Annotated in this window: 12 protein-coding genes and 1 tRNA gene; 9 read left to right on the top strand and 4 right to left on the bottom strand. The window is 71.0% G+C overall.

The genetic code is table 11. From position 1 onward, the window contains the following. Window positions 1–204: 204 nt before the first annotated feature. Window positions 205–909 carry a nucleotide-binding protein gene (locus AC3IF1_RS01705; protein WP_489215371.1) on the top strand — a complete coding sequence of 235 codons (705 nt, stop codon included), beginning with the start codon at window positions 205–207 and terminating at the stop codon, window positions 907–909. A 17-nt stretch (window positions 910–926) separates the two neighbouring features. On the opposite strand, the gene AC3IF1_RS01700 is transcribed toward AC3IF1_RS01705, so the two are convergent. Continuing rightward, a complete protein-coding gene (locus AC3IF1_RS01700; RefSeq protein WP_489215369.1) occupies window positions 927–2327 on the bottom strand; it encodes a M20/M25/M40 family metallo-hydrolase in 1401 nt (466 codons plus the stop codon). 225 nt (window positions 2328–2552) lie between these two features. Here AC3IF1_RS01700 and AC3IF1_RS01695 point away from each other — a divergent pair, with 225 nt between their 5' ends. The 5 genes from AC3IF1_RS01695 to AC3IF1_RS01675 all read left to right on the top strand — a co-directional run bounded on the left by AC3IF1_RS01695 (window position 2553) and on the right by AC3IF1_RS01675 (window position 7115). Then, window positions 2553–3077: a (2Fe-2S)-binding protein gene (locus tag AC3IF1_RS01695; RefSeq protein WP_489215367.1), complete on the top strand. Its 525-nt coding sequence runs from the start codon at window positions 2553–2555 to the stop codon at window positions 3075–3077. Further along, the gene (locus AC3IF1_RS01690) at window positions 3074–4081 is read left to right on the top strand and encodes an FAD binding domain-containing protein (protein WP_243971074.1); all 1008 of its coding nucleotides are present in this window, start codon (window positions 3074–3076) and stop codon (window positions 4079–4081) included. The genes AC3IF1_RS01695 and AC3IF1_RS01690 overlap by 4 nt, the downstream gene beginning before the upstream one ends. A gap of 11 nt (window positions 4082–4092) precedes the next feature. After that, window positions 4093–6345, top strand: coding sequence for a xanthine dehydrogenase family protein molybdopterin-binding subunit (locus AC3IF1_RS01685; RefSeq protein ID WP_489215364.1), 2253 nt, complete (start codon window positions 4093–4095; stop codon window positions 6343–6345). Between the two features lie 111 nt (window positions 6346–6456). Then, window positions 6457–6894: an EamA family transporter gene (locus tag AC3IF1_RS01680; protein ID WP_489215362.1), complete on the top strand. Its 438-nt coding sequence runs from the start codon at window positions 6457–6459 to the stop codon at window positions 6892–6894. Between the two features lie 65 nt (window positions 6895–6959). Then, the gene (locus AC3IF1_RS01675; protein ID WP_489215360.1) at window positions 6960–7115 is read left to right on the top strand and encodes a hypothetical protein; all 156 of its coding nucleotides are present in this window, start codon (window positions 6960–6962) and stop codon (window positions 7113–7115) included. Between the two features lie 19 nt (window positions 7116–7134). On the opposite strand, the gene AC3IF1_RS01670 is transcribed toward AC3IF1_RS01675, so the two are convergent. From AC3IF1_RS01670 to AC3IF1_RS01660, 3 genes are all read right to left on the bottom strand, one after another. Next, window positions 7135–7815 carry a glutathione S-transferase family protein gene (locus AC3IF1_RS01670; RefSeq protein ID WP_489215358.1) on the bottom strand — a complete coding sequence of 227 codons (681 nt, stop codon included), beginning with the start codon at window positions 7813–7815 and terminating at the stop codon, window positions 7135–7137. Between the two features lie 73 nt (window positions 7816–7888). After that, on the bottom strand, window positions 7889–9385 hold the full coding sequence (locus AC3IF1_RS01665) for a M48 family metalloprotease (protein WP_489215356.1): 1497 nt from the start codon (window positions 9383–9385) through the stop codon (window positions 7889–7891). 5 nt (window positions 9386–9390) lie between these two features. Next, window positions 9391–10260 carry a pentapeptide repeat-containing protein gene (locus tag AC3IF1_RS01660; protein ID WP_489215354.1) on the bottom strand — a complete coding sequence of 290 codons (870 nt, stop codon included), beginning with the start codon at window positions 10258–10260 and terminating at the stop codon, window positions 9391–9393. A 357-nt stretch (window positions 10261–10617) separates the two neighbouring features. Here AC3IF1_RS01660 and AC3IF1_RS01655 point away from each other — a divergent pair. From AC3IF1_RS01655 to metK, 3 genes are all read left to right on the top strand, one after another. After that, a tRNA-OTHER gene (locus AC3IF1_RS01655) sits at window positions 10618–10694 on the top strand. Window positions 10695–10836: 142 nt separating this feature from the next. After that, window positions 10837–11244, top strand: a complete 408-nt coding sequence (locus AC3IF1_RS01650; protein ID WP_243971253.1) for a helix-turn-helix domain-containing protein — start codon at window positions 10837–10839, stop codon at window positions 11242–11244. Window positions 11245–11408: 164 nt separating this feature from the next. After that, on the top strand, window positions 11409–12587 hold the full coding sequence (metK, locus tag AC3IF1_RS01645; protein WP_489215352.1) for a methionine adenosyltransferase: 1179 nt from the start codon (window positions 11409–11411) through the stop codon (window positions 12585–12587). Window positions 12588–12686 lie beyond the last annotated feature (99 nt).

Here is a 12686-nt window from a genome sequence, read left to right as displayed (position 1 = left end):
TGGACCAGGTGCCGACGACGGGGATGCACGTTATCGGCGTCGTGAATTCCGGGCTACGATCACGGGACGGGGGTCGCGAGTCGCGGCTTCGGGGTCTCGGCTCCGGAACCGGAGCGCGTCCGCTTCTCCCCGTCGGGCAGGGACGGCGGTTTCTCGGTCCCGCGATCGGCGCGGCGGCCGGACCCAGAGCGACAGGTAGGGTGCATGGATCCTGAAGGATCCGGGACTGGGCCGGGGGCCTCGCCCCGACGGGCCGACCGGCCATTGCGGATCCTCGCCGTCGCCGTCCAGAAGGGCGGCACCGGCAAGACCACGCTGGCCGCATCCCTGGCCGTCGCCGCCGCGGAGGCCGGCGAACGCGTGACCGCGCTCGACCTCGACCCGCAGAATTCGCTGGCGGGTTGGGGCACCCTTCGGACGAACGGCTCCGTCGCGGTCGACCGGGTCCAGCCCTGGGAGATCGGGCAGCTCACGGCGATCCTGGACCTGCTCGCCGCGCAGGGCACCACGCTCGCCGTCCTCGACACCGCCGGCAGCGCGACCGGGCTCGCCCCGGCCCTGAAGACCGCCGATTTCGTGCTGCTGCCGGTGCGGCCCTCCCGGCTCGACATCGTGGCGGCCCGCCCGACGCTCAAGGCCCTGGTCGGCGTCGGATTGCGCGGCCGGCTGGCCCTGGTGCTGAACCAGTGCCCGCCGCCGCCCTCGCCGCGCACCACCACCTATGCCGACCAGTTGCGCGCGCTGGGTGTGCTGGCCGAGCCCGGCATCATCCACCGGGTCGACCATCAGGACGCCCTGGCCACCGGGCTGGGCGTGACGGAATACGCCCCCGGTGGCCCGGCCGCGGAGGAGATCCGCGCCCTCTGGGGCTGGATCGACGTGAAGATGCGGGCGATGGCCGCGCGCTGATCCCAGCGCTGGTGATCTCAGCGCTGCTGATCTGAGCCCTGGCCGAGGGCCGCTAGAATCCGCGCCCAGGAGCGCGTGCCCTTGTGGAAGCTCGTCAGGTCGTACTTCTCGTTGGGCGAGTGGATGCGGTCGTCGTCGAGGCCGAAGCCGATCAGCAGGGTGTCGCGGTCGAGGAGCCGCTTGAAGTCCCCGACGATCGGGATCGAGCCGCCAGCGCCCACGGTCACGGCCGGCACGCCCCATTCCTCGGCGAGCGCCGCCTTGGCGGCCCCGAGCTGCGGCATGTCGAAGGGCAGGCTGATCGCCCGCGAACCCTTGTAGGTGATCACCTCGACCGTGCAGTCGGAGGGCACCCGCTCCCGCACGAAGGCCTCGAACGCCTGCGCCAGCACCTTCGGATCCTGGTCGTCCACGAGGCGGAACGAGATCTTGGCCGAGGCGGTGGAGGCGATCACCGTCTTGGTGCCCTCGCCGGTATAGCCGCCGATGATGCCGTTGGCGTCGCAGGACGGGCGCGACTGCACCAGCTCGATCGGCATCCGCCCGCGCTCGCCCGCGGGCTCCTTCAGGCCGATCGGCCCGAGCAGCGCCTCCGGCGTCAGGCCGAGGCCGCGCCACTGCTCCAGCACCTCGGGCGGGCGCTCATGCACGCCCTCGTAGAAGCCCGGGATGGTCACCCGCCCGTCCGAATCGTGCAGGTCGGCGATGATCCGGGCAAGCACATGGATCGGGTTGCGGGCGGCGCCGCCGAAGAACCCCGAATGCAGGTCGCGGTCGGCGCAGGTGACCTTCACCTCGAAATAGGCGAGGCCGCGCAGCGACGCGGTGATCGCCGGCGTCCGCCGGTCCCACATGCCGGTATCGCAGACCAGCACCACGTCGCAGCCGAGTTTTTCGCGGTTGGCCGCGACCCATTCCGGAAGCCCCTGCGAGCCGCTCTCCTCGGCGCCCTCGATCAGGATCGTGACGCCGCAGGGCAGCACGCCGCTCATGGCGATATGGGCCCGGCACGCCTCCACGAAGGTCATGACCTGACCCTTGTCGTCGGAGGCACCGCGCCCGACGATTTTTTTGCCACCTTGGCCATCCTCGACGATGCGCGGCTCGAAGGGCGGCGTCGTCCAGAGGTCGAGCGGGTCGACCGGCTGCACGTCGTAATGGCCGTAGAACAGCACGTGCGGCGCGCCGGGCTTCGGCTTGGTCGCGAGCACCACGGGATGGAGCGAGGTCTCCTCCACGGCGGTCTCGAAGCCGAGCGCCGTAAGGTCCTGGGCGAGCCACGCGGCGGCGGCCCGGCAATCGCCGGCATGGGCGGGCTCGGTGGAGATCGACGGGATCCTCAGGAAGGCGAACAGCCGCTCCAGGGCGTTCTCCAGGTCCGTGTCGATGTCGTTGAGGATCGCGTCGAGCGCGGCCATCGGGATCTCCGGGATGCGGCGGGGATGTTTTCGAGACGAGGGTTACCCGAGGCGAGGCGGGCGCGGCAACGCCCGCCTCGCCGATCGCTGAGACCGATCGTCCTCGGAACAGGCGCAGATTGGAATGGTTATCGACGGATCTGGCTGCCCGGCCCATGCCGCTGCCACCCCGGACTGATCCATTTCCTATCCGGCCCCGCGGCCGGCCCAGATCGTGGACACACCATGCTGTTAGAAAAAAGCCCGCCGGTGCGGGCCGATACCGGCCTCGCCATCACCCTGACGATCAACGGGCAGCGCCGCGAACTCCAGGTCGCGCCCTGGACCACGCTTCTCGACCTGCTCCGCGAAAAACTCGACCTCACCGGCACCAAGAAGGGCTGCGACCACGGCCAGTGCGGCGCCTGCACGGTGCTGGTGAACGGCATAAGGGTGAATGCCTGCCTGACGCTGGCGGTGATGAAGGACGGCGCCGAGATCACCACGGTCGAGGGTCTGGCGGGCCTCGGCGCGAGGGCGGGCAGCAACGCCCTCCACCCGATCCAGGAGGCGTTCATCGAGCACGACGCCTTCCAGTGCGGCTACTGCACCCCGGGCCAGCTCTGCTCCTCGGTCGGCCTGCTGAACGAGGGCCATGCCCACACCCGGGACGAGATCCGGGAGGCGATGAGCGGCAACATCTGCCGCTGCGGCGCCTACACCAACATCGTCGACGCCATCGAGGACGTCCTGCAGGGAGCCGGCGCATGAACCGCTTCGATTATGTCCGCGCCGGCACGGTGGCGGAGGCGGTGCAGGCCTATGGGGCGGGCGCGCGGTTCATCGCCGGCGGCACCAACCTGATCGACCTGATGAAGTACGAGGTCGAGAAGCCCGGCCGGCTGATCGACATCACCCGCCTGCCGCTGGACCGGATCGAGGATCACGCGGGCGGCCTGCGGCTCGGGGCGCTGGCCACCAACGCCACGGTCGCCTACGACGAGAGGGTCGCCGAGCGCTATCCGCTCCTGCGCAACGCCATCCTGGCGGGGGCCTCCGCGCAGCTGCGCAACGCCGCCTCCACGGGCGGCAACCTGCTCCAGCGGACCCGCTGCTACTATTTTTACGATACGGCCACGCCCTGCAACAAGCGCGAGCCCGGCTCCGGCTGCCCGGCCATCGGCGGCGTGAACCGCATCCACGCGATCTTCGGGGCGAGCGAGAGCTGCATCGCCACCCATCCCTCCGACATGTGCATCGCGCTCGCCGCCCTGGAGGCGACCGTGCAGGTGAGCGGTCCGCAGGGCGATCGGACGATCCCGTTCGCCGAGTTCCACCGGCTGCCGGGCGACACGCCGGACCGAGACACCACCCTCGCCCCGGGGGAGATCGTGGTCTCGGTCGACCTGCCGGAGAGCCGGTTCCCGCAGCACTACACCTACCTGAAGCTGCGCGACCGGCTGTCCTACGCCTTCGCGTTGGTCTCGGTGGCGGCGGGTCTCGAACTCGACGGCGACACGGTGAAGACCGCCCGGTTGGCGCTCGGCGGCGTGGCCCACAAGCCCTGGCGCAACCGCGAGGCCGAGGCCCTGCTCGCGGGCAAGCCCGCCACCCGCGAGAGCTTCCAGCAGGCGGCCGATCTCATCGTCGCCGAGGCCAAGCCGCAATCGGAGAACGGCTTCAAGATCGATCTCGCCCGGCGGGCCATCGTGCGCGGCCTCGAACAGGCCGCCGCCGGCACGCCCCAGTCGCTCAGCGACAAGCGCATCCAGTAGGCACCCCCCCGATGACCCAGACCTTCAGCTCCACCGGCCGCGACACCTTTGTGGGCAGCCCGCGCAGCCGCATCGACGGACCCGCCAAGGTCACCGGCCTCGCCAAATACGCCGGCGAGTTCGCCGCCCCCGATCTCGCCTACGGCTATGTCGTATCGAGCACCATCGCCAAGGGCCGGATCGCCGCGATCGATGCCACCGCGGCCGAGGCGGTGCCGGGCGTCCTCAAGGTGATCACCCACGAGAACCGGCCCCGCACCGCCTGGCGCGACAAGAACTTCCAGGACGCGGTGGCCCCCCCGGGCTCGCCGTTCCGTGCCCTCTACGACGACCTGATCGTCTATAGCGGCCAGCCCGTCGCCCTGGTGGTGGCCGAGGATTTCGAGACCGCGCGCTACGCGGCTTCGCTGGTTCATGTCCGCTACGAGGCCCAGGACCACGCCACCGACATCAAGGCCCTGCGCGGCGGCGCCTACGATCCGCCGGAGAAGCGCAGCGGCATCAAGCCGCCGCCCGAGCCCTGGGGCGACGCCGACGCCGCCTTCGGCCGCGCGCCGGTCCGCGTCCAGGGCGACTACCGGATCGCCAACGAGCACCACAACCCGATGGAGCCCCACGCCTCGACCGTCGTGGTCGAGACGGACGGGACCTACACGGTCTACGACAAGGTCCAGGGCGTCTCGAACAGCCAGCAGTACCTCGCCGGGGTGTTCGGCCTGAAGCCCGATCAGGTGCGGGTTCTCAATCCCTATCTGGGCGGCGGCTTCGGCTCGGGCCTGCGTCCGCAATACCAGCTTTTCCTGGCGATGCTGGCCGCTCAGGAGCTGAAGCGCTCCGTCCGCGTGACCCTGACCCGCGACCAGATGTGGTCCTTCACCTACCGGCCCGAGGCGCTCCAGACCATCGCCCTGGGGGCCGAGCGCGACGGCACCCTGACGGCCCTCCGGCACGGCGCCGTGCAGGGCACCTCGCATTACGAGGACTACCAGGAGGTCGTGGTGAACTGGTCGGGCGTCCTCTACCGCTGCGACAACGTTGCCCTGACCTACGCCCTGGCCAAGCTCGACACCGCGACCCCCGGCGACATGCGCGCGCCGGGCGCGGTGAGCGGGGTCTTCGCCATCGAGACCGCCATGGACGAGCTCGCCTACGCGACCGGGATGGATCCGATCGCCCTGCGGCTCAAGAACTACGCGGACTCGGATGCCACCGCCGGGGGCAAGCCGTTCGGCTCGAAGGAGCTGAAGAGCTGCTTCGCGCAGGGCGCCGAGCGCTTCGGCTGGGCCAAGCGCAGCCCTGAGCCCCGCTCCATGCGGGACGGGCGGGAGCTGGTCGGCTGGGGCGTGGCCACGGGCGTCTGGGAATCGATGATGATGCAGTCGAGCGCCATCGCGACCCTGACCCCCGACGGGCGGCTGACGGTGGGCAATTCCACCGGCGATATCGGCACCGGCACCTACACGATCCTCACCCAGATCGCCGCCGACACCCTCGGCCTGCCCATGGAATCGGTGACCACCAAGCTCGGCGACACCCGTCTGCCCGAGGCTCCGGTCGCGGGCGGCTCTTGGACCGCGGCCTCCTCCGGCACCGCCGTGATGAAGGCCTGCCGCAACGTCGGCGAACAGGTGTTCAAGCGCGCCCGGGCCATGGAGAACTCGCCCCTGGCCAACGTCGATTTCGACCGCGCCGTGTTCGCGGACGGCCGTATCTCGGTCGCGGGCGATCCGAGCCGCAGCGTCGCCCTGGTGGAGGTGCTGAAGGCGGCCGGACTCGACAAGGTCGAGGCCGTCGAGGCGGCCGGGCCCGACAAGGACTTCAACAAGACCTACGAGGCCTACACTCACTCGGCGGTCTTCGTGGAGGTGAAGGTCGACGAGGAACTGGGGCAGGTCCGGGTGACCCGCGTCGTCTCGGCGATCGCCGCCGGCAAGGTGCTGAACCCCAAGACCGCGCGCAGCCAGATCCTCGGCGGCGTGGTGATGGGGATCGGCTCGGCGCTGGAGGAGGAGTCGATGCTCGACCACCGCGTCGGCCGGTTCATGAACCACAATCTCGGCGAGTACCACGTGCCGGTGAACGCCGACATCTACGATATCGACGTGATCTTCGTGGACGAGGAGGACAAGGCCAACCCCCTCGGCGTGAAGGGTCTCGGCGAGATCGGCATCGTCGGCACGGCGGCGGCGATCACCAACGCGGTGTTCCACGCCACCGGCAAGCGGGTCCGTGACCTGCCGATCACGATCGACAAGCTGCTGTGAGGAGGGGCGGCCGATGTTTCACGGGAAACATCGGCCGCCTGTGAGCCTTGCGATTCGGTACGCGAAGGCCGTCGCGGGCACCGAGCGGCGATCGTCCCGCACGAGATCCCCGTGAGCCACCTTGTGCAATCCTGGCGCTTCTGGGCGCTCGCCGCCGCGGGCTTCGCGGCGCTCACCGCGATCCTCGCCAAGGTCGGGGTCACGGGCGTCCAGTCCGATGTCGCGACCTTCGTGCGGACCGCGGTGATCCTGGTCTTCGCCGGGGCGATCGTCCTCGGCTCCGGTCAGGCCGGGGGCCTCGCGCAGATCTCCGGCCGCAGCCTCGTCTTCCTGGTCCTGTCGGGGCTCGCCACCGGGGCGTCCTGGCTGTGCTACTTCCGGGCGCTGTCGCTCGGCGATGCCGCCCGGGTCGCGCCGATCGACAAGCTCAGCGTCGTTCTGGTGGCGATCCTCGGCACCACCCTGCTCGGCGAGACCCTGAGCCTCGCCGCCTGGGCGGGCGTCGCGCTGATCGCGGCGGGCGCCGCCCTCGTTGCCTCGGGCTGGTGAGGCCGCGCACCGAACCGTTAACCCGATCCGCGCATGCTGCAGGTCCCTCGCGAAAGGGGACCATCATGGATTGGGTCTACCGCGGCTTCGAGACCTCGCTCCTCGGTCTCGCCCTGGGCCTCGGCCTCGCCGCCTGCCTGACGCTCGGCACCGGGCGTCTGCCGGCCGACACGCTCTCCGTCACCCTGCCGATGCTCACGGTGACCGCCCCCGCGCCCTGAGGCGGGGGGCGGCCGGTCGTCAGGCGGCGCTCGGGACGGCGCGGAACATGAAGCTCCGGGCCTCGGCGTCCATCTCCGCCTTGAACGTATGGCGGCCCTTCAGGGCCTCCGCGGCCTGGGCGGCCGGCCGGGCATTGACGGCGTCGAGGTGGCGCTTGACGTTGGGCAGATCCGCGAAGGCGCCCTCGCCGAGGATGAACGGCACCATCCGGGCCCAGCCCCAGACCGCCATGTCGACGATCGTGTAGGTCTCGCCCAGCATGTATGCGCGGTCGGCGAGCCGCCGGTCGAGGATGTCCCAGTGGCGGCGCGCCTCGAACGCGTAGCGCTCGGTGGCGTAGGCGCCGCCGTCCTGGGCGAAGTGGCGGAAATGTACGCACTGGCCGGAGAATGGCCCGATGCCGGTGGCCACGAACATCAGCCAGGACAGCATCTCGCCCCGCACCGCCTCGCCCTCGGGCAGGAACCGGCCGGTCTTGCCCGCGAGGTAGAGCAGGATGGCGTTGGAATCGAACACCGTCACGTCGCCATCGGCGATCGTCGGCACCTTCCCGTTCGGGTTGAGCGCCGTGTAGGCGGGCTCGAACTGCTCGCCCCTGCGCGCATCGACCGGAACCGGCTCGTAGGGCAGGCCCATCTCCTCCAGGCAGAGGGCGACCTTCATCGGGTTGGGGCTGAGATTGTAATAGAATCGAATCACGGCGCTCTCCCTGAACGACCCCGGCAGGATGTCCGGAGTCGGGTCCCGCACAAGCCGCGGCCGCGCAGGACGGCTATTCCGTCACGATCTTGTAGCTGCGGCCAGGCACCAGCGCGGCGCCCCGCTCCAGGCCGTTGAGGACGAGGAACCGGTCGAGCGCCCGGTCCGGCACCGCCATGCGGCGGGCGAGATCCTCGGCGGCGGTCGAGGTCGCCGGCACCACCTGCAGCCGCAGGGGGCGCAGGACGGCCTCGTCGGGCGAGATCGGGCCGAGGGTCTCGATCCAGCGGCGGAAGTCCGGCTCCGGATCGGCGGCGCCCTTGGCGGCCATGATCATCCGGTAGGTCGAGTCGCCGATCCGGATCGCCGCGAGGCGGAAGGTCCAGTCCTTGCCCCGCGAGAGCGCGAAGGCCGCCGGGTGGCCGGACACCTCCCGGGTCTCGAAGCCGGCCGGATCGAACGCGTCGTTCCAGCTCGCCTTCAGCACCGCGTCGAGGGGCTGACCCTCCTTGGCCTCAATCTGGTCGAACAGCAGGCGCCGGCTGCCGTCCGGGGTCGTGCCGAGCACCGCCGAGCGGGTGTTCTCCAGGGCGAAGCCATCCGGCACCTCGAAGGCGATGCCCAGGCCCGGATGGATGAAGCGGTGGCCCCGCACCGCGCCATCGCGGGGGTTGTCGCCGTAGGCGAGCCCGTCCACCGCGGCGAGATAGGCGGCGCGGTCGTCGGTGCCGATGCCCGGCGCGCCGATGCGGCGGGCCGCCCGGGTCACCTGGGTGACGCGCTCGGCGGTGCCCGGATGGGTCGCCAGCATGTCGGGCTCGTTGGCGCTGCCGGCCGCCTTCAGCCCGGTCGAGCGGTTGAGGGCGGTGAGGAAGCGGCCGGCCGCGAACGGATCGTAGCCGGCCTTGGCCAGGGTGCGCACGCCGGTGGCGTCCGCCTCCAGCTCCTGCTCCCGGGAGAAGCGGGCCAGCGCGAAGCGCGACTGGTTCTGCAGCTGCGCCCCGGTGGCCGGGTCGTTCAGCACGTCCGCCACGACCCGGCTGACCAGGGCCGAGCGCAGTTCCAGCTCGCTCCGGGCCGTGGCGTGGTTGAGGGTGACGTGGGCCATCTCGTGCGCCAGCACGGCCGCCACCTCGGAGGTGTCGCTCGCCAGCGCCACCAGCCCGCGGGTGACGTAGAGCCGGCCGTTCGGCAGGGCGAAGGCGTTGACCACGGGGGAATCGAGGAGCGTCACCACGTAGGCCTGGTCGGGCCGGTCGCTCGCCTTCACGAGCCGGTCGGTCACCTCGGTGAGCATCCGCGTGACGTTGGGCGCGCGTGCCTCGCCCCCGAAGGAGGCCACCAGCTTGAGGTGGTCGGCATCGGCGACGCGCTCGCGGCCGGTGGTCCGCGGCGCCTCCGCGGGCACCCGGATCACGGCCGGCTGCACGGTCGCGGCGGTCTGGTCGGCCACGCAGGCGCCCAGGGCGAGGCCCAGGACCGCGCACACGGCCAAGGCCCCGGCCCGGGCCGCCGCCGAACCGGGCGGGAACCGTCCCGCCACCCGAAACACCCCCGTGATCCCGCCCATCGCGATCAGCGCCGCAGCCCCCCGTCCGTCTCCGGCCCGGCCTCCGGCCGGTCCGCCTCGCCCAGCACCTCGATGGCGTCGGCACCGGCCTCCAGGGTCGGCCCGCGCCGGACGTCCAGGATGCCGCGCACCCGCACGGGCCGGCCTTCGAGCGAGGCCGCACTCAAACCACGGGCGCGCACCATTCGCCAAGTGCGTTTCGATACCGTGACCGTTAGCCCGTCCGCGCCCCGGGGCGCGAAGTCGAGATAGGTCCGGGCGCCGCGCTCGCCGACATGGCGCAGCCGGCCCTCCACCACCGCGAAGCGCCCGGCGAGGGCCCGCAGCGCCGGACCGTCGGTCGCGGCCGGAACCGGCGCGCGCCACAGGCCGAGCCCGTTCCTCCGCGCGGCGGCCTCGACCAGGCGCAGGGCCGGGCGGCAGAGCGAAACGGCCTCGTTCGCGTCCGCGAAGGCGAGGCCCGCGCCGATCAGGCCGCCCGCGAGGTCCGCGTCGCCCTCCGCGACCTGGATGTCGGCCCGCCTCCGGTCCCAGCGGTCGGGCGGCCCGCGCGGCGTGACCACGAGGGCGGCACCCCGCCGGGCGTCGAGCCAGGCCCGCGCCGCGGCGGCGGCCTCCGGCGCGTCCGGCCACCGCACGGAATCCAGCACGACCCGGGCGCCCGACGCGAGGCGGATCTCGCCCCGGAGCCCGATCCCCTCGAGGATCTCGGCGCGCGCCGGTTCCGCCAGGCACTCCGATGCCCCGGCCCGCGGCGCCGCCCGGGCCGGGAACCCTGCCAGGAATGCCGCCACGAGGGCCGCCATGAGCGCCGCTATGAGCGCCGCCGCCAGCGTTCCCCCGATCCGCCCCGCCGATCCCGCATGTCCGCGCATCGAACACCCCGGGACATCATGCGCCCTGAACGCGCCCTGTCCACCGGGCGTGTTGGCCTGCGGCGGTGAGGATGCTAAGGAGACGGCGGTTGTCTCCGTAGCTCAGCTGGACAGAGCACAGGTTTCCTAAACAGGCTCAATTGGGCGTCGCGCCGGGAAACCGCGCGGCGGATCCGCTCAAAGTCGGGGAAAGCTTCCGGCGCCGGCGCTTCGTCGTCCGGCACCCTGCCGATCCCGAGCCAAGCCCGCGCGGCGCGTCCGCGTCCCGTGGGAAGGTGTAGAGACTAGACGGGCGGCACCTACCGGCCGGGCGCGAGCCCGGCCCAGGGTGAAGGGATAGTCCAGGCCACGAACGCGGTCCTCGGGGCGCGGCGGCGAAAGCCGAAGTGGTATGAAACCTGGGGTCGCAGGTTCGAGCCCTGCCGGGGACGCCATCATTCAAATCCAGGGATGCCGCAGGTCCCGGCGGCCCGGGCCGATCGTCATCCGCAACGACGGCGTACCGGTGACAAGATCCCTGGTCCGCGCTAAGCTTCGCTGCCGAGAATCAGGGCAGAGGGGGTGGGCGAGCACTTCATGGCGGGTCAGAAAACCGATCAGCGCGACGTTTATGTCGGACAGCGCATTGCCGAGCAGCGGCGGAAGGCATCCCTGACGCAGCGTCGCGTTGCGCAAAGCTTCGGTATGTCTGCGGCTCAGCTCCAGAAATACGAGAAGGGCACCAACCGGATCAGTGCCGTCCATCTCGATATCTTCTCGCGGATGACCGGAGTACCGATGGATTACTTCTTCAAAGGCATGCCGCGCACGGATGACTTCATCGCACCGGGTTTCGGCGAGCGGGAGCAGGCGTCCCTGTCCGAAGGCGGCCTGAAGGGATTGGCCGAGGTCGTGGGACGCCACATCACGGAGAATTTCACCGAGGAGACCCGCCGCGACGTCGCCGACGCCATCCGGGCGCTGGAGAGCAAGCTCGGCGGGTAAGTGGTCGACCGCAGGGCGGGCGTTTTTCCACTCATATCGTCCGTTATAGCGGATCCGTTCGGCGATCCGGCTTGACCGGGCTCGGACCGGGTGCGAGAACCGCGGCCCCAAGAAGGGTCAAGCGCCGCGATCGCGCCGGCGTGCTCTGCAGCCGAGGGCGTCCGATGCCGCGTTCCAACTACCTGTTCACCAGCGAGTCCGTTTCCGAGGGGCATCCGGACAAGGTCTGCGACAGGATCTCGGATACTGTGGTCGATGCCTATCTCTCGGCGATGCCCGAGGCGCGGCTCGGCGTCGAGACGCTGGCCACCACCAACCGCATCGTGATCGCCGGCGAGGTCCGCGGGCCGGATTCGGTGACCTTCAAGGATCTCGAGGCCCTGACCCGCGAGGCGGTGAAGGATATCGGCTACGAGCAGTCGGGCTTCCACTGGAAGAACAACGACGTCGCCATCCACCTGCACGCCCAGTCGGCCGACATCGCCCAGGGCGTCGACGCCGCCGGCAACAAGGACGAGGGCGCGGGCGACCAGGGCATCATGTTCGGCTACGCCGCCGACGAGACGCCCGAGCTGATGCCGGCGCCGATCTTCTACGCCCACCGGATCCTCAAGGACCTCGCCGACGCCCGTCGCGCCAAGCAGGGCGATGCCGCCAAGCTCGGCCCCGACGCCAAGAGCCAGGTCACGGTCCGCTACGAGAACGGCCGCCCGGTGGAGGTCACGCAGATCGTGCTCTCGACCCAGCACCTCGACGAATCCCTGGACTCGGCGGACGTGCGCGCCATCGTCGAGCCCTACATCCGCAAGGCCCTCCCGGAGGGCTGGGTGAACGAGGGCACGGCCTGGCACGTGAACCCGACCGGCAAGTTCGTGATCGGCGGTCCGGACGGCGATGCCGGCCTCACCGGCCGCAAGATCATCGTGGACACCTACGGCGGCGCGGCGCCCCACGGCGGCGGCGCCTTCTCGGGCAAGGATCCGACCAAGGTCGACCGCTCGGCCGCCTATGCGGCCCGCTACCTCGCCAAGAACGTCGTGGCCGCCGGGCTCGCCCGTCGCGCGACGATCCAGCTCGCCTACGCGATCGGCGTCTCGAAGCCCCTGTCGATCTACGTGGACCTGCATGGCACCGGCACGGTGGACGAGGCCAAGCTCGAAGCCGTCCTGATGGACGCCATGGACCTGTCGCCCCGCGGCATCCGCACGGCGCTGGCCCTCAACAAGCCGATCTACGCGCGCACCGCGGCCTACGGCCATTTCGGCCGCGCCCCGGAGGCCGATGGCGGCTTCTCCTGGGAGCGCATCGACCTCGCCGACAAGCTGAAGTCGGCGCTGGCCTGAGCCTCGGCGCCAAGCCCGCCGGACACCCGGCGGCCTTGGCGCGACCGCCGACGCATCCGCCAGCGCACCGTCCCGGATCGGAGACGGTGCGCTGGCGTT

Source organism: Methylobacterium sp. E-012, from assembly GCF_057836545.1.
This window is presented reverse-complemented; position numbering and strand designations above follow the sequence as displayed.

What these genes read in the sequence shown, in the direction of transcription:
- AC3IF1_RS01705 (WP_489215371.1), top strand. Translation starts at nt 205, where the DNA reads ATGGATCCTGAAGGATCCGGGACTGGGCCGGGGGCCTCGCCCCGACGG.
- AC3IF1_RS01700 (WP_489215369.1), bottom strand. Translation starts at nt 2,327, where the DNA reads ATGGCCGCGCTCGACGCGATCCTCAACGACATCGACACGGACCTGGAG.
- AC3IF1_RS01695 (WP_489215367.1), top strand. Translation starts at nt 2,553, where the DNA reads ATGCTGTTAGAAAAAAGCCCGCCGGTGCGGGCCGATACCGGCCTCGCC.
- AC3IF1_RS01690 (WP_243971074.1), top strand. Translation starts at nt 3,074, where the DNA reads ATGAACCGCTTCGATTATGTCCGCGCCGGCACGGTGGCGGAGGCGGTG.
- AC3IF1_RS01685 (WP_489215364.1), top strand. Translation starts at nt 4,093, where the DNA reads ATGACCCAGACCTTCAGCTCCACCGGCCGCGACACCTTTGTGGGCAGC.
- AC3IF1_RS01675 (WP_489215360.1), top strand. Translation starts at nt 6,960, where the DNA reads ATGGATTGGGTCTACCGCGGCTTCGAGACCTCGCTCCTCGGTCTCGCC.
- AC3IF1_RS01665 (WP_489215356.1), bottom strand. Translation starts at nt 9,385, where the DNA reads ATGGGCGGGATCACGGGGGTGTTTCGGGTGGCGGGACGGTTCCCGCCC.
- AC3IF1_RS01660 (WP_489215354.1), bottom strand. Translation starts at nt 10,260, where the DNA reads ATGCGCGGACATGCGGGATCGGCGGGGCGGATCGGGGGAACGCTGGCG.
- AC3IF1_RS01650 (WP_243971253.1), top strand. Translation starts at nt 10,837, where the DNA reads ATGGCGGGTCAGAAAACCGATCAGCGCGACGTTTATGTCGGACAGCGC.
- metK (WP_489215352.1), top strand. Translation starts at nt 11,409, where the DNA reads ATGCCGCGTTCCAACTACCTGTTCACCAGCGAGTCCGTTTCCGAGGGG.